The sequence below is a fragment of the Sulfitobacter faviae genome (genome assembly GCF_029870955.1).
Taxonomy (GTDB): Bacteria; Pseudomonadota; Alphaproteobacteria; order Rhodobacterales; family Rhodobacteraceae; genus Sulfitobacter; species Sulfitobacter faviae.
On the sequence record NZ_PGFQ01000001.1, the window covers coordinates 108189 to 130486 of the forward strand.

The window sequence follows — 22298 nt, forward strand, 5'->3', positions numbered from 1 at the left end:
TAAGATATGCTTCCGGTTATACGGGCGGTGAAGGGATAGGTGGTGGTCGCCCTTGTGCATATGCCTCTGTGCCCTAGCGGGCCGCAAAGCTGCCGCGCCTATGCCGCCGCGCTGCCAAATCAATTTTCCGAAAATGACCTATTGACCCTCCAGCAACTGGAAGCCCCATATTCAACGCAAGACGAATAGAGGGCGTGAAATGGGCAAAGCGGAAAAACTCACTTTTGGCGTGCAGAACATGAGCTGCGCGTCCTGTGTGGGGCGTGTTGAAAAAGCGCTAAACGCGCTGGACGGGATCGGTGAGGCCCGGGTGAATCTTACGGCAGAGACCGTGCGCGTGACGGCACATCCTGAGTTTAACGCGGGCGAGCTCGATGCCGCCTTGGTGCAGGCGGGCTACCCGGCGCGCAAGACCACCCACCGTTTGCGGCTGTCGAACATGAGCTGCGCCTCCTGCGTGGGCCGTGTGGAACGCGCGCTGCTTGCGGTGCCGGGGGTGCTCTCGGCCACGGTGAACCTCGCCAGCGAAGAGGCCCGGGTCGAAACCTTGGAAGACGCCGATCTTTTGCCCGCCCTGCGCGATGCGGCGGCAAAGGCGGGCTATCCCGCCAGCGTCGACGCGCCCGAAGCGCCCCCCCCGACGCCGCGACGCGCAAGGAAGCGGAGGCCATCCACCTCAAACGGATGACCCTGCTGGCCGCCGCGCTCACCCTGCCCGTTTTCGTGCTTGAGATGGGCGGCCATCTGGTGCCCGCATTCCACCATTGGATCGCGGCGAGCATTGGGATGGAGACAAGCTGGCTCATCCAGTTCCTCCTCACCACCCTCGTGCTGGCATGGCCGGGGCGGCATTTTTATGGCAATGGCCTGCCTGCGCTGGCGAAGGGTGCGCCGGATATGAACTCTCTCGTGGCACTCGGATCGGGGGCGGCGTGGCTCTACTCGGTCACCGCGCTCTTCGCGCCGGGGCTACTGCCCGAAAGCAGCCGCGTGGTCTATTTCGAAGCCGCCGCCGTGATCGTCACGCTGATCCTGCTGGGCCGCTATCTGGAGGCCCGCGCCAAGGGGCGCACCGGGGCCGCGATTGCCAAGCTCATGGGCCTGCGCGCCACTAGCGCACGGGTGGAGCGGGACGGCGCTATCATCGAACTGCCCTTGGAAAAGATCGAAACCGGCGACATCATCTACCTCCGCCCGGGCGAGAAGATCGCCACCGACGGCATCGTCGTCGATGGGCAATCCTATGTCGATGAAAGCATGATTACCGGTGAGCCTGTGCCGGTGGAAAAGACCGGCGGTGCGGCTCTCGTCGGCGGCACGGTCAATGGCACCGGCAGCCTGACCTACCGCGCCACCAAAGTGGGCGGCGACACGGTTCTGGCGCAGATCATCCGCATGGTCGAAGAGGCCCAAGGCGCGAAACTGCCCATTCAGGACTTGGTCAACCGCATCACCCTGTGGTTCGTCCCCGCGGTGATCGCTGTGGCGCTGGTGACCTTTGGCGGCTGGCTGGCCTTTGGCCCCTCGCTCAGCCACGCGTTGGTGGCGGCGGTGGCGGTGCTGATCATCGCCTGCCCCTGTGCCATGGGGCTGGCCACGCCTACGTCGATCATGGTCGGCACCGGACGCGCGGCGCAATTGGGCGTGCTGTTCCGGCAAGGCGATGCGCTGCAAAGCCTGCAGGGGGTCACGACCGTTGCCTTGGACAAGACCGGCACCCTGACCAAGGGCACCCCCGAACTTACCGACCTCGTGCTGATGAACGACATGACCGAGGAGAGGCTTCTGCCGCTGATCGGCGCGGTCGAGGCGCGCTCGGAACATCCCATCGCCCAAGCCATCCTGCGCCGGGCCGAAGCGGCTGGCCCCGTGCCGCGCGAGGTGAGCGATTTTCAATCCCATACCGGCTACGGCGTCAGCGCATTGGTGGCGGGCCGCCGTGTCACGCTGGGCGCCGACCGGCTGATGACCCGCGAGGGGATTGATCTGGGCAATGCCCAGCGGATCAGCGCGGATCTGGCCAAGGCCGGCAAAACCCCACTTTTCGCCGCGATCGACGGCAAATTGGCGGCGGTCATCGCCGTAGCGGACCCGATCAAACCCGGCACGCCCGAGGCCATCGCGCGGCTGCATGACCTCAACCTCGAAGTGGCGATGATCACCGGCGACAACCGCGGCACGGCAGAGGCCATCGCGGCGCAACTGGGCATCGACCGCGTCGTCGCCGAGGTGCTGCCCGATGGCAAAGTGTCCGCCATTGACGACCTGAGAAAAGGCGACAACCGCATCGCCTACGTGGGCGACGGGATCAACGACGCGCCAGCGCTTGCGCAGGCCGATGTCGGGCTGGCCATCGGCACCGGCACCGATGTGGCGATCGAAGCGGCGGATGTGGTGCTGATGTCGGGCGATCTGCGCGGCGTGGTCAATGCCATCGACGTAAGCCAGCGCAGCATGGCGAATATCCGGCAAAACCTCTTCTGGGCCTTCGGCTATAACGTCCTGCTGATCCCCGTCGCCGCTGGCGCCTTCTACCCGCTGACCGGTTGGCTCTTGTCGCCCGCGCTGGCTGCCGGGGCGATGGCTTTGTCGAGCGTTTTCGTTCTCAGCAATGCCCTGCGCCTGCGCTGGATCGCCGCCCCTCTGAATGAGAGCGCCACCCCATCCCATGGCCCCCGGACCGCCGCCCCCGTAGCCGCAGAATAGGATCGTCCCATGAACATCGGAGAAGTCTCACAACGCACCGGGCTGCCGCCCAAAACCATCCGCTATTACGAGGATATCGGGCTGGTCAAACCGCTGCGCGACGCCAATGGCTACCGTGCCTTCCGCGAAAGCGAGATGCACAAGCTCGCCTTTCTGGGCCGCGCCCGCACGCTGGGGTTCAGCATCGAAGATTGCCGCAACCTGTTGGCGCTTTGGGAGGACAAGAACCGCGCCAGCGCCGATGTGCGCGCCATCGCCAAGGACCATCTGGCCCAGATCGAGGCCAAGATCAGCGGCCTGCAAGAGATGCGCGACACGCTCAGCACGCTGGTCCGCGATTGTGCGGGCGATGACCGGCCGGATTGTCCGATTTTAAAAACACTTGGGACAGCCGCGAACTGACCCTACTAACCACGGAGGGCAGCGCTGCCCTTCGTGAGACAGCGCTGCCGGGCGGGTGGACCCCGCCCTAGCGTTTCAGCCGTTCCACGATGCTATGCGCCGTCACCGTGCCAATCTGCCTGCCCTCTTCCATCACAGCGAAACCCGCCTCCGGGCCGCGCAGACCGTCCATCAGATCCCGCACCGGCGTCTCGGCGCTGGTCTCTGGATGGGCGGCCCCATCGGCTGGCCCCATCACATCGCGGGCGGTCAACACCTCAAGCGGGTTCATATTGGCCACGAATTCCGCCACATAATCCGAAGCGGGGTTCGAGAAAATCTCGCGCGGGGTGCCGATCTGCACGATGCGCCCGCCTTCCATGATGGCAATACGCCCGCCCAGTTTGAACGCCTCATCAAGGTCATGGCTGACGAAAATAATCGTGCGGTTAAGATCGCGTTGCAGATCCAACAACTCATCCTGCAACCGCGTGCGGATCAGCGGATCGAGCGCCGAAAAAGGCTCATCCATCAGCAAGATCGGCGCTTCGGTGGCAAAGGCACGGGCAAGGCCCACACGCTGCTGCATGCCGCCCGAAAGCTCCCCCACCTTGCGGTCGGCCCAATCGCTAAGCCCCACCAGCTTCAACTGCCGCTCGGCCCGCTCCAACCGCTCGCCCTTGGGGACATTGGACAGTTCCAACCCAAGCGCCACGTTGTCACGCACCGTGCGCCAAGGCAGCAGGCCGAACTGTTGGAACACCATCGAGACGCCTTCACGGCGCACCCGGCGCAGCTCTGCCGCATTGCTCTCATGCACATCGCAGGACCAGCCCTCGGCATGGACCCGCACGGTGCCGCGCACCATCGGGTTCAGCCCGTTCACCGCCCGCAATAGCGTTGATTTGCCCGAGCCCGACAGGCCCATCAGCACAAGGATCTCACCATTCTCAACCGTGAGCGAGCAATCATGCACGCCCAGCACCTGCCCCGTCGCCGCTTCGATCTCGGCGCGGCTTTGGCCTTCGTCCATCAGCGGCAGCGCCTTCTCTGGCTTGTCGCCAAAAACGATGGATACGTTATCGAATTCTACTGCTTTCGTCATTTCCGTCCCACCCGCAGGATACGGTCGAGCATGATCGCCACGACAACGATCACCAACCCGGATTCAAATCCCAAGCCAGTGTTGACCTGGTTCAGGGCACGCACCACCGGCACGCCCAAACCGTCTGCGCCCACCAATGCTGCGATCACCACCATCGACAGCGACAGCATGATGGTCTGGTTCAGACCCGTCATGATCTGCGGCAGCGCATAGGGCAGCTCAATCTTCCACAGCGTCTGGCGCGGCTTGGCGCCGAAAGCCTGCGCCGCCTCAAGAAGCGCCTTGGGGGTCGAGGAGATGCCAAGCTGCGTCAGCCGGATCGGCGCGGGCAAAACGAAGATCACCGTGGCGATCAGCCCGGGCACCATGCCAATGCCGAAAAAGACAATCGCAGGGATCAGATAGACGAAAGTCGGCAGCGTCTGCATCAGGTCCAAGACCGGGGCCACCCATGCGTAAAGCCGGGGCCGATGCGCCACGGCGATGCCAATCGGCACGCCCACGCCCATGCAGACCACACAAGCCGAAAGCACGAGCGTCAGGCTCTCCATCGTCTCTTCCCAGTAATCTTGGTTCAGAATGAACAGAAAGCCGAGCACCACAAAGGCCACGGTTTTCCAATTGCGCTGAATGGCCCAAGTGATCGCGGCGAAGACGGCGATCAGGATCAGCGGATGCGGGGTTTGCAGCACCCAGAGGATCGCCTCAATCAGCCGTTCCATCAGGTCCGACAGCCCGTCAAAGAACCACGCCCCGTTCGTTTGCAACCAATCCAGCGCGTCTTCGGCCACATCGGCCACGGGGATCTTGTTTTCTGTCAGCCAGTCCATGTCAGTCCTTCAGGATTGGAGAATTGCGCATGAGAATGACCCGCCCCATCAATCTGGAGCGGGTCTTGTCCATCATAGCGTGAGGATCACTTCAGCGAAGCGACAGCTTCCATCGCATCGCCGCCATCGACGGTGGTCACACCGTCCAGCCATGTGTCGAGCACGTCAGCGTTCGCCTTGATCCAAGCGGCGGCGGCCTCTTCCGGCTTTTCGCCGTCATCGAGGATCGCGCCCATGATCTCATTCTCCATCTCAAGGCTGAATTCGAGGTTCTGGAGGAATTTGCCAAGGTTCGGACATTCTTCGACGAAACCGGCGCGGGTGTTGGTGTAAACCGTCGCGCCGCCCAGATCGGGGCCAAAGTAATCGTCACCACCTTCAAGATAGGTCAGGTCGAAGTTGGCGTTCATCGGGTGCGGCTCCCAACCGAGGAAGACAACAGGCTCTTCCTTGCGGCTGGCGCGCTGCACCTGAGCGAGCATCCCCTGTTCAGAGGATTCGACGACTTCGAAGTCGCCCAGTTCAAAGGCATTCTCGTCGATCATCGACTGGATCAGGCGGTTGCCGTCATTGCCCGGCTCGATGCCGTAGATCTTGCCTTCGAGCGCGTCCGCATTGGCAGCGATGTCGGCGAAGGTCTTGATGCCCATATCGGCGGCGGCCTTGTTCACGGCCAGCGTGTATTTCGCGCCTTCAAGGTTCGCGCGCACGGTGTCGACGCTGCCCTCTTCGCGGTATTTGGCGATATCGCCTTCCATCGTCGGCATCCAGTTGCCCAAGAACACGTCGATGTCGCCCGACGCCATGGAGGTGTAAGTCACCGGCACGGCGAGGATCTTGGTCTCGGTGTCATAGCCGAGCGCGTCGAGCACGACAGAGGCGGCGGCGGTGGTGGCGGTGATGTCGGTCCAGCCGACGTCGGAGAAGGTGACTTCGCTACACTCGGCAGCGGCCAGCGAGGTCGCGGCAACCGTCGCCAAAGCGGATGTCATAAGCAGTTTTTTCATTGGTGTTCTCCCCAGAGAAGTTTTTATTGACTGATGCGCCAATCAAAAGCCATCGGCCGCGATATTGCAACCGGATTAATTTTGCCAACTTACTGGAGTGCAAAATGCAATACTACTTGTTTCAAAACTCACTCCCGCGCGGCCTGTTTGGGACGCAGAACCGGGGTGACATTTTCACCCGCACCGGGCTCTGGCTCGGCGTTGATTTCGGGGGTGTCTTCGGCTTGGGTTGCCGGCTCTTGGTCAAGCTCCTCCTGCGGCGTCTCGGATGTTATCGGAGAGGTTTCCGAGGTCTCGGCCTCCGGCGTTTCCTCAGTCGTTTCAGCGGCTTCGCCCGGAAGCGCGCCAGCCTCCGTCCCAAATGCCGCGCGGATCGCCGTTTGGGTGCCATCGCCATAAAGCCCGTCGATCGCACCGTCATAAAACCCGAAATCCGACAGTTTGCGTTGCAGCGCTTTGCGGGTGTCGCTGTCGAACAGGCGCGGCTCTTCCTGCATCAGCCCCAGCAAGGTGCCATCCCCTGCCCGCAGCGCGCGATAGAGGTAGAGCGCGGCATCCGCCGCCCCGCGCCCCGGCACTTTGTCATCGTCGATCATCGCGGCAAAGTTGAACATCGCAGCAGGGTGTCGCCTGTCGGCTGCACGGCGGAAGTAATCGAGCGCAAGTTCGGGGTCGGCCTCCTGCCCCAATTCGCCCTGCAAATGGATGAAGCCCAGATCGTTCAACGCCCCGGCATGGCCCCGCTCGGCAGCGTCGCGATAAAGCTGCATCGCGCGGTCCTCGTCCTGCTCCACGCCCCGGCCCTCTTCGTAAAGCTGGGCCAGTTGATAGCGCGCCTCGGCTGAGCCGGACTCAATCGCGCGCATGAGCTGCGCCGCCGCATTCTGCGGATCATAGCGTGGATCGTCGGGATCGCTTTGCAAGGCGGCGAGGCCGAGTTGCGAGCGGGTATCGCCCTGCCCCGCCAATTCGGCCAAACGCTGGCCTTGTGTCTCGTTCAAATCGGCCCAGCCCCCCGGGGCCGCCTCCCGGTCACCGCTGCCAAGGAAGAACGGCGTGGGGTTCAGCCGCCCAAAGCGCCGCGCCGAGAGGTTGCCACCGCTGCGGCTGCGCAAAGCCGCGCGGAAATCGTCCAGCATGGCCCCGAGCTCGACCTCTGGCTCGGCCACCACCTCGGCCAGCGTTTCGGCGAAAAGGCCCGCGTTTTCACCGCTCTCGTCACATGCGCCCACCTCGCCAGAAGTCACGACCAAGGTGCCAAGGCGTGGCTCAGGCGGTGGCAAGGGCGCGGTGGCTTGCTGCGGGGCGGCGTGGCAGTTGTCGAGCAGAACAAGCCGTATCTGACGCGCCTTGCCCGCCGCACGCAGCAGCGCAGGCAGGGCCACCCCCTCGCGCCGCAGCGCCGAGGCTGGGGCCAAGGGCGCGTCGACCGGGATCAGATAGCTCTGCCCCCCGGAGGCGACACGGCGGCCTGCGTAGTAAATCAGGGCAATGTCCGCCGTTTCGGCCTGAAAGGCAAAGTCGGATAGCGCTTGTTTGAACGCCGCGCTCTCAGCGTCGATCAGCGTGGTGACGTCGAAGCCCTGCCCCTCCAGCGCCTCAGAGAGCCGCGCCGCATCCGTGCGCGGGCCGTCGAGCGTGGCGGCATCCTCATAGGCGGAGATGCCGATGACCATCGCCACACGGTCTTGCGCCGCTGCGGCGAAGGGCAGAAACAGCATCAGCAGAAGCGCGGTCAGACGCATATGGCAGGATCCTTTCGGTCAGCTTCGGTTGGGCAGCGCCGCCCATTAACCTATGCTGGCAGGAAAAGGTTTCCACCATCGTAACAGTTTGAAATGAATCCGACCTTCGCCCCGCCCCTCAGGCGTTGGGCGAAGTCTCTTCGATCTCGCGGTCTTCTTCCGGCACGTTCAGCGTGGCCCAAGTATCCCCATCCGGCAGTTCGGGCGGATGCGGCAGGCAATCGCGACGATGGATATTCGCCTTGGCCATGAAATTGGCCGAGACCGGCGCGGTGACAAAGATGAATGCCATGATCAGCAGCTCATGCAGCGACCCCGTGCCCGAAAGGAAAGAGTTCACCATGGCCGCCAGCAGATAGGCCCCGATCCCCAGCGTCGCGGCCTTGGTCGGCGCGTGCAGACGCGTCATCGGGTCGTTCAGCTTGAGCAAGCCAATCCCGGCGACCAGCACGAAGAAACTGCCGATCACCAGCAGCGCGATAACGAAGTAAGTGGCGATGATCTCAGGGCTCATTCGATGATATCTCCGCGCAGGACGAAACGGGCATAGGCCACGGTCGAAACGAAACCGAGCATGGCGATGATCAGCGCGGCCTCAAAGTAAATCTGCGTGCCCTGCAAGACGCCCAAAAGCACAATGATGCCGATGGCGTTGATGAACATCGTGTCCAGCGCCAGAATACGGTCCCCGGTGCCGGGGCCGATCCACAGACGAATCATTGCCATGAACTGCGCAATGGCGACGAGGGTCAGCGCCCCATAAAGCGCCAGCGTTAAAAGGTCGGTCGCTTGGGTCATACGAAAATCTCCTTCAAGCGGCGTTCGTAGCGGTCTTTGATCTCATCACGCACGGCGTCGGGGTCGCTCGCGTCCAGCGCGTGTACCAAGAGGTAGCGCCCATTGTCCGACAGGTCCGCCGAGACGGTGCCGGGGGTCAGCGTGATGGTGCCCATCAGGATCGTGATCGCCTCGGGTTCTTTCAGGTCCAGCGGCACGACGACCCAAGCGGGCGACATGCTGGCGTTGGATTTGGTCAGGATGATCCAAGCCACTTGAATATTGGCGATGACGATATCCCAGATCACCAAAAGCACATAGGCCAACGTCCGCAGCGGGCGGATGCCCTGCGCACGGTCGGTCCACCAACGCGCAGTCAGAATCGGGATCACGACGCCAAGGATCAGGCCAAAGACCAACATGCCTGCGCTGAACTTGTTTTGCAGCAGGATCCACACTGCGGTCAGCAGCAGGGTCAGAAACGGGTGCGGCAAAAGCCAACGGATCGGTCGCATCATGTCAATGGGCCTCCTCTTTGCCGTCCGACAGTTTGCCGGGGGTCTCCAACACGGTGGTCAGGTAACGTTCCGGCCCGAACAATTGCTTTGAGATCGCGGTGGCATATTGGGTGGCCGGTCCGGCCAGCAGCGTATGCGCCACCAGCAGGGCCAAGAGCCCGCCCACCGCGACATAGCTCAGCGCCGAGGGGCGCTCGGCCGGGGTCGCCCCCTCCTCTGGCGTGACGCTGCGCGCCTTCCAGAAGACCACGCTGCCCGCGCGGCCAAAGCCCACGAGGCTCAAAAGGCTCGCGCCCAAAATCACGGCCCAGATCCAGACCCAAGCATCGCTGGCGGCGGCGGCATCCATGATCAGCAGCTTGCCCAGAAAGCCCGAAAGCGGCGGCACGCCGACCATGGCAATGGCCGCGACAAAGAACAGGGCCGAGGTCAGCTTGGCCCCCGCCACCTGCGGCTGCGCCGTCAGATCGAGATTGTCGCGCCCGGCCCGCGCCAGATCGGCGATCAGGAACAGCGCGCCCGCGGCCAGTGTCGAATGCACAATATAATAGAGCGCCGCGGCAATCCCCTCGGGCGTGAACAGCGCGATCGAGATCATCACCATGCCCATGGAGCCGATAACGGAAAAGGCCACCATACGGTCCAACTGCTTGGCCGCCAGAACGCCGATCATGCCAAGCGCCAGCGACAGCAGCGCGGCAGGAAGCAGCCATGTGGTGTGCAGATCCGCCGTCACGGCCAGTTCGGGCGGGAAGATCAGCGTATAGACGCGGATGATCGCATAGGCGCCGACCTTGGTCATGATGGCGAAAAGTGCCGCCACCGGGCCGGGCGCTTCGGCATAGCTCGACGGGAGCCAGAAGTGCAGCGGCACGACGGCGGCTTTGACCGCAAAGACCATCAAGAGCAGCACCGCCGCGATGCGGATGCCCACGGTCGCGCCCGCGTCGATCAGGGCAACGCGCTGCGCCAGATCGGCCATGTTGAGCGTTCCCGTCTCAGCATAGATGGCGCCGAGCGCAAAGAGGAACAGCGTCGAGCCCAGCAGGTTATAGAGCACATATTGCACCCCCGCCCGCAGACGCGGCGTGCCACCGGCGTGGATCATCAACCCGTAGGAGGCGATCAGCAGCACTTCGAAAAAGACGAAGAGGTTGAAAAGGTCGCCCGTCAGGAAGGCGCCCATGATCCCCATCAGTTGGAACTGGAACAGCGCATGAAAATGCCGCCCGCGTTCGTCCCATTTGGAGCCGATGACATAGAGCAGCACAAACAGCGCCAGCACCGCCGTCAGCGTGACCATCAGCGTCGACAGGCGGTCGCCCACCAGCACGATGCCAAAGGGCGCGGCCCAATCGCTGAGACGGTAGAGCATGACATTGCCGCTCGCCGCCTCGACCGAGAGGCCAAGCCCCACGACGACCAGCGCAAGCGCGCCAAACAGCGACAGCACCCGCTGGATGGTGATGTGATAGCGTGCGGCCAGAATGATGAAAGGCGCGATAAACGCGGGCAGCACGATGGGCAGGATCAGCCAATGGGTCATGTGCGGTCCTCCGCCTTGGTATCGGTCAGCGGCTCGTCCACATGATCATCCTTATTGCCCAGATAGGCCCCGAGGGCGATCATCACCACCACGGCGGTCATGCCAAAGGAAATCACGATGGCGGTCAGCACCAGCGCTTGGGGCAGCGGATCGGTATAGCGCGCGGCATCACTCAGGATCGGCGGCGCGCCCACGGTCAAACGGCCCGAGGCAAAGAGAAAGACGTTCACCGCATAGGTCAGCAGCGACGTGCCCATGATGACCGGAAAGCTCCGCAAGCGCAGCACGAGGTAGAGGCCAGAGGCCGTCAGGATGCCGATGGCGGATGCGACGAGAAGTTCCATGTTATGCCTCCGCCTTGGTGTTGTCTTCGCGCGATGGGTCGATGTCCATCGGGTGATCGGCCTCGGGCACATGCGCCCGGCGCGCCAGCCGCGAGAAGCTTTCAAGCGACAGCATCACCGCCCCCACCACGGCAAGGAACACGCCCAGATCGAACAGCGCCGCCGTCGCCAGTTCGAACTTGTCGAAGGGCGGGATGCGCACATAGGTGAAGTCCGACGTGAGGAAGGGTTTGGCAAAGAGCCACGAGCCGATCCCCGTCAGCCCCGCGATCAAGACGCCGGTGCCGATGATCCCATGATAAGGATAGCGCAGCCGCGCCGAGGCCCAGGCAAAGCCGCTGGCCATATATTGCATCACCACAGCGATGGAGACGATGAGACCGGCGATGAAACCGCCGCCCGGCTCGTTATGGCCGCGCAGGAAGATGTAGAAACCTACCATCAGCACCACCGGCATGATCACGCGGGTCATCACCACCATCATCATCGGATGCCGGTCGCCCGCGCGCGGCTGGTCAGGTTTGCGGTTCAGCAAACGCGCCCGCACCGGGCCCGAGAGCAGCGTCTCGGTCAACGCGTAGATCAGCAGGGCCGCGATGCCCAGCACGATGATCTCCCCATAGGTGTCGAAGCCCCGGAAATCGACGAGGATCACGTTTACCACATTGGTGCCACCGCCACCCTTGTAGGAGTTGGCGAGGTGGAATTCGGAAATGCTCGGCGCCACGGTGTCGCGCAGCAGGTAGTGATAGGACAGCGCCATGGTCGCCGCCCCCGCCGCGAGGGAGACGACAACGTCCCGCGTCCGGCGCAGCACGCTGCTTTCGATCGGTGTGCGGTTGGGCAAGAAGTTCAGCGCCAAAAGCAGCAGGATGATCGTCACCACCTCGACCGTCAGCTGGGTCATCGCCAAGTCAGGCGCGCTGAAGAAGACGAAACCAGCCGAGACGATCAGCCCGACGATGCCGATCAGGATCAGCGACAACAGGCGGTTGCGGTGCAGGAAGACGAGGCCGCAGGCCGCCGCGACCAGCATCAGCCAGCCCGCGATCTGCACGGCATTCGTCGGTTGCAGCGCGCGGCTCGCCGCGCCCACCGTGCCGGTGGCCCAAGCGTAATAGCCCACGCCCACGACGGTCACCGCCATCACGGCAGCATAGCGCGAGAAAGCCCCATTGTGCAGCCGCAGCGATACCGCCTGCGACAGGCCGACAGAGGCCGCGATGATCCGGTCAAAGATGCGCTTGGCCTCGGGCCGGGGTGAGGCATCCCAGATGCGCAGCAAGGGGTGAAGAGCGCCAGCAGGATCAGCCCGCCCATGACCGCGATGATCGACATATAAAGCGCCGGACCCAGCCCGTGCCAGATCTTGAAATGCGCAGAAGACATCTCGGCCGCCTCGCCAAGGACAGAGGCGGTCACCAGCTTGACGAAAGGCTCGGCCAGAAACGGCGCGAGGCCGATCACCACCACGGGAATGATCAACAGCGCTGGCGGCAACCAGAGGCCGGGCTTGGGATCATGCGGATGATCGGGATAGTCGTCGCGCTCTTTGCCAAGGAAGGTGTGGCCGATCAGCCGGAAACTATAGGCCGCCGAGAAGAGCGCGCCAAAGGTCGCAAGCGCAGGCACCAGCCACGGCAGATCGAAAAGCGTGGTATGCAGCGTCTCTTCCAGCATCATCTCTTTCGACAGGAAGCCATTGAACAGCGGGATCCCCGCCATCGAAAGCGACGCCAGCGTAGCGATCACAAAGGTCACCGGCATCAGATGCCGCAACCCGCCCAAACGGCGGATGTCGCGCGTATGTACCGCGTGATCCACGATCCCCGCCGACATGAAGAGCGCGGCCTTGAAGGTCGCGTGGTTCAGGATGTGAAACACCGCCGCCAGCGCGCCAAAGGCCGTGCCGGTGCCCAGAAGCATGGTGATCAGGCCAAGGTGGCTGACGGTCGAGAAGGCCAAGAGCGCCTTCAGGTCATGTTTGAACAGCGCGATCACCGCGCCCAGCACCATGGTGATCAGCCCCGCCGTGGTGACGATGACGAACCACTCCGGCGTGCCCGAGAGCACAGGCCACATCCGCGCCATCAGGAAGATCCCCGCCTTCACCATCGTGGCGGAGTGCAGATAGGCCGAGACCGGCGTGGGCGCGGCCATGGCGTGGGGCAGCCAGAAGTGGAAGGGGAACTGCGCCGATTTGGTGAAACAGCCCAGCAGGATCAGGATCAGCGCAGGCAGATAGAGCGGTGAGGCTTGGATCGCCTCGCGGTTTTCCAAAATCACGCTCAGGTCATAGCTGCCGACGATCTGCCCCAGCAGCAGCATGCCACCGATCATCGCAAGCCCGCCCATGCCGGTCACGGTCAGCGCCATCCGCGCGCCTTGGCGGCCTTCGGGCAAATGCTTCCAATAGCCGATCAGCAGGAAGGACGACAGCGAGGTCAGCTCCCAGAAAATCAGCAGGATCAACACGTTATCGCTTAGAACGATGCCGACCATCGCGCCTTGGAAGAGCAATAGATAGGTGAAAAACTCACCCATATGATCGTCGCGCGACAGGTAAGACCGCGCATAGGCGATGATGAGCAGACCGATGCCAAGGATCAGACAGGCAAAGAAAAAGCCAAGACTGTCGAGCATCAAGGTGAGGTTCAGACCAAGCTGCGGGATCCAGTCAACCCGCGCGGTCAGCACCTCTCCGGCCAGCACGGCGGGCAGATGGGTGAGCAGGCCGACAAAGGCCACGAGGGTAACCATGAAGGTGACCCCGGCGCAGGCTTGGCGCCCTGCGGAATTCATCAGTCCGGGTAGCAAAGCACCAAGGAAAGGCAAGGCAACGATAAGGAAGAGGGACACGCGAACTCCTGATCTAGCGGACTGAAAGGTCACCACGTTCTGTAGAAATTTTCCCGGCACCTCAAGCGAAACCGGGCATTAAACGCCAGATTGTCGCAGGTTACGCCCCCACCCTGCCCCGTGCGAGGGGGATGCCCGTGCCTTTGCCCGTCCGACAGTACCCCTCGGGCCGTGTCACTCCGGTTGGAAGAGGTCCCGGTAGTTTTCGCGCAGCACATTCTTTTGCACCTTGCCCATCGTGTTGCGCGGCAGTTCCGGCAGCACGATCAACTTCTGGGGCTGTTTGAACTTGGCCAGCGATCCGGCCACGCCCTCAGCGATCTGCGCCACGTCCAGCTCCACGCCCCGGCGTGCCACCAGCACCGCCACGACGCTTTCGCCGAAATCGGGGTGCGGCACGCCGATCACCGCGCTTTCCAACACGCCTGGTTGGTCGTCGAGCAGCAGTTCGACCTCTTTGGGGTAGATGTTATAGCCGCCTGAAATGATCAGATCCTTGTCGCGGCCCACGATGGTGACATAGCCATCCGCATCGCGCCGCCCCAGATCGCCGGTGATGAAAAACCCGTCTTCGCGCAATTCGGCGGCAGTCTTCTCGGGCATTTGCCAATAGCCCTTGAAGACGTTGGGCCCCCGCACTTCGATGCTGCCGATCTCGCCATCCGGCAGGGTCGCGCCGGTTTCGGGGTCGGTGATCTTCAACTCCACATCCGGCAGCGGCAGGCCCACGGTGCCCGCACGGCGCTCGCCCTCATAGGGGTTACTGGTGTTCATATTGGTCTCGGTCATGCCGTAACGCTCAAGAATACGGTGGCCAGTCCGGGCCTCGAAATCCACATGGGTTTCCGCCAACAGCGGGGCCGAGCCCGAGATGAACAGCCGCATATTTGCCGCCGTCTCGCTGGTAAAACGCGCGTCGTCCAGCAGCCGGGTGTAGAAGGTGGGCACCCCCATCATCGCGGTGGCATGGGGCATCCGGTCGATCAATCGGTCGATGTCGAGCTTGGGCATGAAGATTATCGCACCCCCCGCCACCAGCGTCACATTCGTCGCCACGAAAAGCCCGTGGGTGTGGAAGATCGGCAGCGCATGGAGCAGCACGTCCGCATTGGTGAAGCGCCACAGATCGGCCAGCGTCTGCGCGTTGGACAAAAGGTTCGCCTGCGTCAGCATCGCCCCCTTTGAGCGCCCCGTCGTGCCGGAGGTATAGAGGAAGGCGGCCAGATCATCGGCCCCACGCGCGACGGTCTCGAACTGATCGGGGGCCGAGGCTGCACGATCCGCAAAACTACCATCATTTTCGCTGCCCAGCGTCTCAAGCTGGCAACCCGTATCCTTGGCAAGCGGCGCCATCTCATTGCGCCGCGCAGGCTGGCAGACGAAAGCCACCGCCCCGCTGTCGGTCACGAAATAGCGCACCTCCTCCGCCGTATAGGCCGGGTTCAGCGGCAGAAAGATCACCCCCGCCTGCACGCAAGCGGCATAAAGCGCCAGCGCATCCGCGGATTTGTCGATCTGCACCGCCAGCCGGTCGCCCGGCTTCACCCCCAACCCGGTCAGCACATTGGCAAAGCGGCCCGCCCGGCTCAGAAAGCCCGCATGGGTCAGCGTCACCCCGCCCTCAAGGTGCAAAAAGGCGGTCGTCTTGCCAGCGTGACGGCCAAACAGAGTGTCATAAAGGGGGTTTGCCATCACGGTGCTCCTCACGTGTTGTTCTTGGGAAAGCCGATTGCCTCCTCGCGGAATTACAATCGTATTACGCAGGGTAATGCAAGCGGGTGGAGGGCTGCGGTGAGGGGAAATGTTGAACCGAGGCAATAGCTTGTAGGGCGATGCTGACACGCCCTTGCAGGGCGATGCAGCGATGCGCCCTTGCAGGCGGATGCATAAAAGCGCCCTGGCAGGCGGATGCTCAAATGCGCCCTTGCAGGCGGATGCTCAAATGCGCCCTTGCAGGCGGATGCTCAAATGCGCCCTTGCAGGTGGATGCTTAAATGCGCCCTTGCAGGTGGATGCTTAAATGCGCCCTTGCAGGTGGATGCTTAAATGCGCCCTTGCAGGGCGACGCTCCAACGCGCCGCCCTGCGGATCAACGGCCCATCAAGCCCGGTAACCAAGTGCCAATGCCCGGCAGCCAGACGACCAGCGCCAGCACGAAGAGCTTGATTAACAAAAAGGGCATCACCGAGGCATAGATTTGCGGCATCCGGATCTCCTCGGGGGCCACGCCCCGCATGACGAAGAGGAGCAGCCCGAAGGGCGGTGTCAGCAAGCCGATTTCCATGGTCAGCAGGTAAACCACGCCGAGGGTCAGCTCATTGATCTCCATCGCGCCCGCTAGGGGTACGAAAACCGGGACCGTCACCATCAACATCGACACTTGATCAATGAAACACCCCAGAAAAAGCAGGATCGCAATCATCCCCAAAAGCACCATCAAGGGCGTCGGATCGACCGCGTTGATCGCATTGATCAACCCGTTGGTCGCGCCGGAAAAGCTCAGCACCTGAGCAAAGGTCTGGCTGGCCGCAATGATGAACAGGATCATCACCGACAGTTTCAGCGTCTCCATCAGAGCAAGACCCATCTTCTCCCAACTCAAGGCCCGATAGGCTGCCCCGATGATCACCGCCGTGATACTGCCCAGCGCAGCGCTCTCCGTAGGCGTGGCGATCCCTGCCAGCAGGGAGCCGATCACCACCGCGAAAAGAACCGTCAGCGGCAAGACGTAGATTGCGAAGGGCGTCCACCGGTCGCGCAGCGGCATATCCTCGTAAACATCGGGCGGCGCGACCTTTGGGTCCAATATACTGCGCCCCACCACATAGGCCACGAAAAGCACCGCCAGCAGCAGGGCCGGAAGCACCCCCGCGATCAGCAGCCCCGCGATGGAAATACCGGCAAGCGAACCCACCAGCACCGCCAGCGCCGAGGGCGGGATCAGCATCGCAATCGCGCCCGAAGCCATGATCGGCCCCATGGCCATCGAGGGGTGGTAGCCGCGTTTCAGCATCCCCGGCAGCAGCGTGCCGCCCAGCATCGCGGTATTGGCGATGGTCGAGCCTGAGAGTGCCGCAAAGATCGTGCCGCCAAAGATCGTCACCACTGACATGCGGCCCGGGATGCGCGTCACCACCCGCTCAATGGCGTCGATGGCGCGGTGCGCCACCCCGGTCTGGAAGAGGATCTCCCCCATCAGGATGAACAGGGGTATCGGGGCAAGCTGGAAATTCGCCACCGACTGCGCCGAGTTGCGCGCCAGTTGCAGAATGCCGCGCTCGCCCCCCAGCACGAAGTATGCGCCCACGGTGGTCACGGCGATAAAGGCAAAGGCGACTGGCAAGCCGATCAGCAAAAGCACGGCGAGGCTGCCCAGCATGAACGTCAGGATCAAAGCCCAATCCATCTCAAAGACCACTCAGACTACGCTCGGCCGTTTCCGGATAGAAAAGGCGGCGAATGAAAATAACCGTGCAAAGCGCCAATGACAGCGGCACAAAGGCCAGCATCCACCATTCCGGGATGACGAATGACGTGCGGATCATCGACCCGCGCGCGGCGGAGGCCAGCACCGCTTGTAACCCGTACCACCCCAGCACCCCCGCCGTAACAGCGCCGATAGCGCTGGTGAGACGGGTGAGCTGATGGGCCGTGCGTGGCGCAAGATTGCTGGTGATCAGATCGACCTTCACATGCCCCCCAATCGACAACACCCATGGCGCGCCTAGGAAAGTGGCGATCATCAGCGCATATTGGATCGCATCCAACGCGCCATAGACCACCGGCAGGCCAAGATTGCGCAGCACAACATTGAGAGCGATGAACACCGCGATCACCCCGAGGATACCAGCCGAAAAGACGGCCAGCCCCCGGAGTGTCCGGTCAAACATTCTAGAGATCATTGGAGGATCACTTGGTCATGCAGGCGCGCATCTGCTGCGCAAGATCGGCATCGACCTCTTCCACCGCGGCCCAACCGGCATCGCGGGCGGCAGCGATCCAAGTCTCGGCATCGGCCTCGCCAAAGGTGATCGTCTCGATACCCGCCTCGGCCTGCGCCGCATATTCCGAGGCGTTCCGATCCGCGTTGTCGTTGTTCAGCTCTTCCATCCAAGCGGCACCTTCCGCCAACTTGGCGCGCTGCGCCTCCGTCAGCCCGTTCCAAGTATCAAGGTTCACGAGAACGTTAACATCGACGTTGTAAAAGCTCGGGTCGACACGGTACTTCGTCTGCTCGTCCCAACCAAGGTCCAGCACCCCCTGCGAGGGCCAGCCGTAGCCGTCAATCGCACCACGCTCCAGCGCGCTGTAGACCTCGCCCGGCGCGGTCCGCACGAGGTTGGCACCAAGCTGCGTAAACATCGCTTGGTAAACCGGCGTGGTGCGGATGGTCAGACCGCTCAGATCCGGCCCCTCGACCGGTTTGGTGAGATAAAGGTGATAGCCGATTCCGTCGCCCGCATGGGCGAGGTATTTCACATTCATCTGCTCTTGATGGATACGGTCGACCAGTTCATAGCAGCCGTTGGCGCGCTGGTCCTGAATGGTGTTCTCGGCCAAATGCAGTGCGTCGCCGGTGGGCAGCAGGTTGGGGTAATAGGCCGTGGTGTTGTTGGCGATGTCGACGACGCCGGACTGCACCGCATTGCCCAGTTCAAATGGCGGCACGGCCTCAGGACCGCCGACCAGATTGATCTGCACGACCCCCTTGCCGTTCTCGTTGATCCACTCGACAAAGGACTCGAACTCGCGGCTGAAAGCGGTGCCGAGGGTGAAGGCCGAAACGGCCCGCAGGGTCACTTCTTCGGCCTGAGCGATGCTGCCGGAGGCAAATGTGCTGACGGCAAAGACCGCCGCGCTAAGCGTGGTTGTTGTTTTCATGGTCGTCTCCCAGTTGTGATCAAAAGCCCGCGATCTTTGCCCCGGTGCTCTCGCATGCAAATGCATAATATGTATCTGCATGTAATTGGTAGCGACTAGATTTCGCTACGTCAATTTAATCTCGGCGCCACGGGCCCACCCCACCCCCTCAGCAGCCCCACGCGCAAATTGTCGCGGCATTAAGATAGATTAATGACGCCGCCCCGTTGAGAACATATATAGAACGCATGACCAAACAGACCCTCGATCAGAAACTGGCGATTCTCAGCGACGCGGCGAAATACGACGCCTCCTGCGCCTCCTCGGGCTCCACCAAGCGCGACTCGCGCGATGGCAAGGGTCTGGGCTCCAACGAAGGCAGCGGCATCTGCCACGCCTATGCCCCGGACGGGCGGTGCATCAGCCTGCTCAAGATCCTGATGACGAATTTCTGCATCTACGATTGCAGCTATTGCATCAACCGCGTCTCCTCGAACGTGGAGCGCGCGCGCTTCAGCGTGGACGAGGTGGTAAAACTCACCATCGAGTTCTACCGCCGCAATTATATCGAGGGGCTGTTCCTGTCCTCGGGCGTGATCCGCTCACCCGATGCCACGATGTCCGACATGGTGCAGATCGCCCGCAAGCTGCGCCACGAGGAGAACTTCCGCGGCTACATCCACCTCAAGGCGATCCCCGACGCCTCGCCCGAGTTGATCGAGGAAGCGGGTCGTCTGGCGGACCGTCTGTCGATCAACGTGGAGCTGCCCACCGACACGGCGGTGCAGCAATATGCGCCCGAGAAAAAGCCCGAGCAGATCCGCCGCGCCATGGCGAACGTGCGCATGACTAAGGAGGCGAGCAAGGAGAAGTCCTTCTCCGGCAAACGCCCGCCGCGCTTTGCGCCCGCGGGCCAGTCGACGCAGATGATCATCGGCGCGGATGGGTCGAACGACGCCACCGTGCTGGGGCAATCGACGCGGCTCTATTCCAGCTACAAGCTGAAGCGGGTCTATTACTCCGCCTTCTCGCCCATCCCCGACAGTTCGTCGAAACTGCCGCTGATCCGCCCGCCTCTGCAACGTGAGCACCGGCTTTATCAGGCCGACTGGCTGCTGCGGTTCTACGACTTCCAACTGGACGAGATCACCTCCGTCACCCGCGACGGCAACCTCGATCTGGAGATCGACCCCAAGCTTGCCTGGGCGTTGGTGCACCGCGAGCACTTCCCGCTCGACGTCAACCGCGCCAGCCGCGAGATGCTGCTGCGGGTGCCGGGGTTCGGAGTGAAGACGGTAAACCGCATCCTCGCTGCGCGTCGCCATCGCGCGTTGCGCTACGAAGACCTGACCCGCATGGGCGCCTCGATGAAAAAGGCCCGCGCCTTCGTCACCGCGGGGGCTGGACCCCCGGCGGCCTCACCGACAGCGCCAACCTGCGCGCGCGTTTCGCGCCGCCGCCTGAGCAATTGACCCTGTTCTGATGCACCGCGTCTCCCTGCCCCCCATCGGCACCGCCAAGGCATGGCGCGAGGCGGCGCGTGGCTTTCTGGCCGCGGGCGTGCCGCCCGAGCAGATCCTCTGGGGCGATCATGCCGCCGCGCCTGACCTTTTCGGCGCGGAGGCCGCACCGGCCGCCTCGGGCCGCACCGCAGTGCCGCGCAGCTTCGTGTCGATGGCCGAGACGGCGGTCTGGCACAGCGACCCGGAACGTTTCGCGCGGCTTTATGCCTTCCTCTGGCGCCTGAAGGACGCGCCGCATCTGATGTCAGACCGCGGCGATGCCGACCTCGCCGTCTTGCGGGGGATGGAGAAGAACGTCCGCCGCTGCCAGCACAAGATGAAAGCCTTCGTCCGCTTCCGCGAGATCGGTGATCCGAACGCCCCGCGCCGCAGCTTCGCCGCATGGTTCGAGCCCACGCATCACACGGTGGAGCCTACGGCGGATTTCTTCGTGCGGCGGTTTTCCGACATGGACTGGCGCATTCTCACGCCCGATGTCTCGGCTATCTTCGAGGGCGGCAAGCTCAGCTTTCAGGAAGGCCACACCAAGCCCGACCTGCCCGAGGACGCGGGCGAGCAGTTGTGGATCACCTACTTCCAGAACATCTTCAATCCCGCCCGCCTGATGGTGAAGGCGATGCAATCGGAGATGCCCAAGAAATACTGGAAGAACATGCCTGAGGCCGCTTTCATCCCCCAGATGATCGCCGAGGCCCCGGCCCGCGCCCGCGCCATGGCCGAAGCCGCCCCGACCCTGCCGCCGGCGCGGATGGACCGGGTGCAGGCGCAGCTTTCGGCCTTTGATTCCGCTTGGGACGGCCCGGCCGAAGAGCTTCCGTCCGCGATCCGCGCCTGCACCCGCTGCCCGCTGCATTGCCACGCCACGCAGGCCGTGCCGGGCGAAGGGCCACGAGATGCCGATCTGATGGTTGTGGGCGAACAGCCCGGCGATCAAGAAGACCTCGCGGGCCGCCCCTTCGTCGGACCGGCGGGGCAGATGTTCGACCGCATTGCCGGGGAAGCGGGCCTCGACCGAGACGCCGCCTTCGTCACCAATGCGGTTAAACACTTCAAATTCACCGCCCGCGGCAAACGCCGCATCCATCAGCGCCCCGAGACGCCGGAGATCGACCAGTGCCGCTGGTGGATGAACGCCGAGGTGGCGCAGGTGCAGCCGAAACTCATCCTCGCCATGGGCGCCACCGCGGCGCAGAGCCTGACCGGCAAGGGCGCGGGCATCTTGAAACGCCGCGGCACGATAGAGGCGGGGCCGGAGGGCATTCCGGTGTTGATCACCCTGCACCCCTCCTACCTCTTGCGCGTCCCCGACCCCGCGGCGCGCGAGGAGGCCGAGGCGCAGTTCCGCTCCGACCTCGCGATGGCGGCGCGGATGATGGCCGAGGCGGCTTAATCCTCGGGGTCAATGACCTGAAGGGCGCCGTCGGGCAGCGGACGTTGCAGCCTTGGCAGGTCGGCGGTCTCGGCGCTGAGCCACGTCAGCACCTCATCGGGCGTGGTCAGGATCACCGGCATCGCCTTGGGGTGCACGGCACCGACCTCGGCATTGGGCTCGGTCGTCAGGAAGCCATAGAGGTTGTCGGTAGTCTCCCCGTCCTTCAGTTTTCGCACGGAGGTCCACTGCGTCCAGACCCCGGCGAAGAAGGCCAGCGGGCGGTCCTCGCCAAGCGCGAACCAGACCGGGCGCGAGCGTTCGCCGGGGCGGTTCAGCGGCTCGGAAAAGGCGGTGAAGGGCACGACGCAGCGATGCTCCCGCACCAGCCAGCGCCGCCAATGCGGTGAGGCGATGTTGCGGATGTTGGTGACGCCGCGGTCAGTCTTCTTGCCCTTGAGCGCAAAGGCCGGGGACGGCATCCCCCACCGCATCATCTCAAGCACCGGGCCGGTGTCGCCGTGGCGCACTACCGGGGCGGGGTAATCGGGGTAGATGCCAGGCATGGGCGGCAGATTGCCTGCATTGTCCTCGATCCCGTCGAACCAGCCGCGGATCGCGTCCTGCCCTTTGGTGAGGGAGTAGAGATTGCACATTTTCGCCTCCTGTCGCCGCCCTTGAGCCCAGTAGATGCGGTTTTTCCGCGCCCCGGCAAGGGCTTCGCGGCG

16 protein-coding genes and 3 pseudogenes are annotated in these 22298 nt (G+C 63.3%); 4 read left to right on the forward strand and 15 right to left on the reverse strand.

Annotated elements, in window-relative coordinates; translation table 11 throughout:
- Window positions 1–199 precede the first annotated feature (199 nt).
- Both CUR85_RS00635 and cueR read left to right on the forward strand, forming a co-directional pair.
- A pseudogene (locus tag CUR85_RS00635) lies at window positions 200–2706 on the forward strand (heavy metal translocating P-type ATPase).
- Between the two features lie 9 nt (window positions 2707–2715).
- Window positions 2716–3108 (forward strand): Cu(I)-responsive transcriptional regulator, encoded by a 393-nt coding sequence (cueR, locus tag CUR85_RS00640; protein ID WP_067260948.1) that lies wholly within the window; start codon window positions 2716–2718, stop codon window positions 3106–3108.
- A gap of 67 nt (window positions 3109–3175) precedes the next feature.
- On the opposite strand, the gene choV is transcribed toward cueR, so the two are convergent.
- The 14 genes and pseudogenes from choV to dctP form a co-directional block, all read right to left on the reverse strand.
- Complete coding sequence (gene choV / locus CUR85_RS00645; RefSeq protein WP_067260946.1) at window positions 3176–4192, reverse strand: choline ABC transporter ATP-binding protein; 1017 nt, start codon at window positions 4190–4192, stop codon at window positions 3176–3178.
- A complete protein-coding gene (choW, locus tag CUR85_RS00650) occupies window positions 4189–5022 on the reverse strand; it encodes a choline ABC transporter permease subunit (protein WP_067260944.1) in 834 nt (277 codons plus the stop codon). Before choW ends, choV begins: the two co-directional genes overlap by 4 nt.
- An 86-nt stretch (window positions 5023–5108) precedes the next feature.
- A complete protein-coding gene (choX, locus tag CUR85_RS00655) occupies window positions 5109–6029 on the reverse strand; it encodes a choline ABC transporter substrate-binding protein (protein WP_067260942.1) in 921 nt (306 codons plus the stop codon).
- A 128-nt stretch (window positions 6030–6157) separates the two neighbouring features.
- On the reverse strand, window positions 6158–7774 hold the full coding sequence (locus CUR85_RS00660) for a caspase family protein (protein ID WP_136720377.1): 1617 nt from the start codon (window positions 7772–7774) through the stop codon (window positions 6158–6160).
- A gap of 118 nt (window positions 7775–7892) precedes the next feature.
- Window positions 7893–8288 (reverse strand): monovalent cation/H(+) antiporter subunit G, encoded by a 396-nt coding sequence (gene mnhG, locus CUR85_RS00665; RefSeq protein ID WP_067260938.1) that lies wholly within the window; start codon window positions 8286–8288, stop codon window positions 7893–7895.
- Window positions 8285–8572, reverse strand: a complete 288-nt coding sequence (locus CUR85_RS00670; protein WP_067260936.1) for a K+/H+ antiporter subunit F — start codon at window positions 8570–8572, stop codon at window positions 8285–8287. Before CUR85_RS00670 ends, mnhG begins: the two co-directional genes overlap by 4 nt.
- On the reverse strand, window positions 8569–9069 hold the full coding sequence (locus CUR85_RS00675; RefSeq protein WP_067260934.1) for a Na+/H+ antiporter subunit E: 501 nt from the start codon (window positions 9067–9069) through the stop codon (window positions 8569–8571). Before CUR85_RS00675 ends, CUR85_RS00670 begins: the two co-directional genes overlap by 4 nt.
- Before the next feature lies 1 nt (window position 9070).
- Window positions 9071–10615 (reverse strand): monovalent cation/H+ antiporter subunit D, encoded by a 1545-nt coding sequence (locus CUR85_RS00680; protein WP_067260933.1) that lies wholly within the window; start codon window positions 10613–10615, stop codon window positions 9071–9073.
- A complete protein-coding gene (locus CUR85_RS00685) occupies window positions 10612–10959 on the reverse strand; it encodes a Na+/H+ antiporter subunit C (RefSeq protein WP_067260931.1) in 348 nt (115 codons plus the stop codon). The genes CUR85_RS00680 and CUR85_RS00685 overlap by 4 nt, the downstream gene beginning before the upstream one ends.
- Before the next feature lies 1 nt (window position 10960).
- Window positions 10961–13818, reverse strand: a pseudogene (locus tag CUR85_RS00690) (monovalent cation/H+ antiporter subunit A).
- Window positions 13819–13992: 174 nt separating this feature from the next.
- Window positions 13993–15510 (reverse strand): malonate--CoA ligase, encoded by a 1518-nt coding sequence (locus CUR85_RS00695; protein WP_067260928.1) that lies wholly within the window; start codon window positions 15508–15510, stop codon window positions 13993–13995.
- Window positions 15511–15907: 397 nt separating this feature from the next.
- Entirely contained in the window at window positions 15908–17224 is a 1317-nt protein-coding gene (locus CUR85_RS00700; RefSeq protein WP_067260926.1) for a TRAP transporter large permease, read from the reverse strand.
- 1 nt (window position 17225) lies between these two features.
- Window positions 17226–17708 carry a TRAP transporter small permease gene (locus CUR85_RS00705; protein WP_231886257.1) on the reverse strand — a complete coding sequence of 161 codons (483 nt, stop codon included), beginning with the start codon at window positions 17706–17708 and terminating at the stop codon, window positions 17226–17228.
- Between the two features lie 19 nt (window positions 17709–17727).
- Window positions 17728–18699 carry a TRAP transporter substrate-binding protein DctP gene (gene dctP, locus CUR85_RS00710; protein WP_067260921.1) on the reverse strand — a complete coding sequence of 324 codons (972 nt, stop codon included), beginning with the start codon at window positions 18697–18699 and terminating at the stop codon, window positions 17728–17730.
- Window positions 18700–18926: 227 nt separating this feature from the next.
- On the opposite strand from dctP, the pseudogene CUR85_RS00715 reads away from it, so the two are divergent.
- Window positions 18927–20161 (forward strand): annotated as a pseudogene (locus tag CUR85_RS00715) (putative DNA modification/repair radical SAM protein).
- Window positions 20161–21591: a UdgX family uracil-DNA binding protein gene (locus CUR85_RS00720; RefSeq protein WP_067260919.1), complete on the forward strand. Its 1431-nt coding sequence runs from the start codon at window positions 20161–20163 to the stop codon at window positions 21589–21591. The pseudogene CUR85_RS00715 and the gene CUR85_RS00720 overlap by 1 nt, the downstream one beginning before the upstream one ends.
- Here CUR85_RS00720 and CUR85_RS00725 read toward each other — a convergent pair.
- Window positions 21588–22226, reverse strand: a complete 639-nt coding sequence (locus CUR85_RS00725) for an SOS response-associated peptidase (RefSeq protein WP_067260918.1) — start codon at window positions 22224–22226, stop codon at window positions 21588–21590. The two genes, CUR85_RS00720 and CUR85_RS00725, sit on opposite strands and share 4 nt — an antisense overlap.
- Window positions 22227–22298 lie beyond the last annotated feature (72 nt).

Excerpts from the sequence above, each read along its gene's own strand:
- cueR (WP_067260948.1), top strand. The coding sequence starts at position 2,716 with ATGAACATCGGAGAAGTCTCACAACGCACCGGGCTGCCGCCCAAAACC.
- choV (WP_067260946.1), bottom strand. The coding sequence starts at position 4,192 with ATGACGAAAGCAGTAGAATTCGATAACGTATCCATCGTTTTTGGCGAC.
- choW (WP_067260944.1), bottom strand. The coding sequence starts at position 5,022 with ATGGACTGGCTGACAGAAAACAAGATCCCCGTGGCCGATGTGGCCGAA.
- choX (WP_067260942.1), bottom strand. The coding sequence starts at position 6,029 with ATGAAAAAACTGCTTATGACATCCGCTTTGGCGACGGTTGCCGCGACC.
- CUR85_RS00660 (WP_136720377.1), bottom strand. The coding sequence starts at position 7,774 with ATGCGTCTGACCGCGCTTCTGCTGATGCTGTTTCTGCCCTTCGCCGCA.
- mnhG (WP_067260938.1), bottom strand. The coding sequence starts at position 8,288 with ATGAGCCCTGAGATCATCGCCACTTACTTCGTTATCGCGCTGCTGGTG.
- CUR85_RS00670 (WP_067260936.1), bottom strand. The coding sequence starts at position 8,572 with ATGACCCAAGCGACCGACCTTTTAACGCTGGCGCTTTATGGGGCGCTG.
- CUR85_RS00675 (WP_067260934.1), bottom strand. The coding sequence starts at position 9,069 with ATGATGCGACCGATCCGTTGGCTTTTGCCGCACCCGTTTCTGACCCTG.
- CUR85_RS00680 (WP_067260933.1), bottom strand. The coding sequence starts at position 10,615 with ATGACCCATTGGCTGATCCTGCCCATCGTGCTGCCCGCGTTTATCGCG.
- CUR85_RS00685 (WP_067260931.1), bottom strand. The coding sequence starts at position 10,959 with ATGGAACTTCTCGTCGCATCCGCCATCGGCATCCTGACGGCCTCTGGC.
- CUR85_RS00695 (WP_067260928.1), bottom strand. The coding sequence starts at position 15,510 with ATGGCAAACCCCCTTTATGACACTCTGTTTGGCCGTCACGCTGGCAAG.
- CUR85_RS00700 (WP_067260926.1), bottom strand. The coding sequence starts at position 17,224 with ATGGATTGGGCTTTGATCCTGACGTTCATGCTGGGCAGCCTCGCCGTG.
- CUR85_RS00705 (WP_231886257.1), bottom strand. The coding sequence starts at position 17,708 with ATGTTTGACCGGACACTCCGGGGGCTGGCCGTCTTTTCGGCTGGTATC.
- dctP (WP_067260921.1), bottom strand. The coding sequence starts at position 18,699 with ATGAAAACAACAACCACGCTTAGCGCGGCGGTCTTTGCCGTCAGCACA.
- CUR85_RS00720 (WP_067260919.1), top strand. The coding sequence starts at position 20,161 with ATGCACCGCGTCTCCCTGCCCCCCATCGGCACCGCCAAGGCATGGCGC.
- CUR85_RS00725 (WP_067260918.1), bottom strand. The coding sequence starts at position 22,226 with ATGTGCAATCTCTACTCCCTCACCAAAGGGCAGGACGCGATCCGCGGC.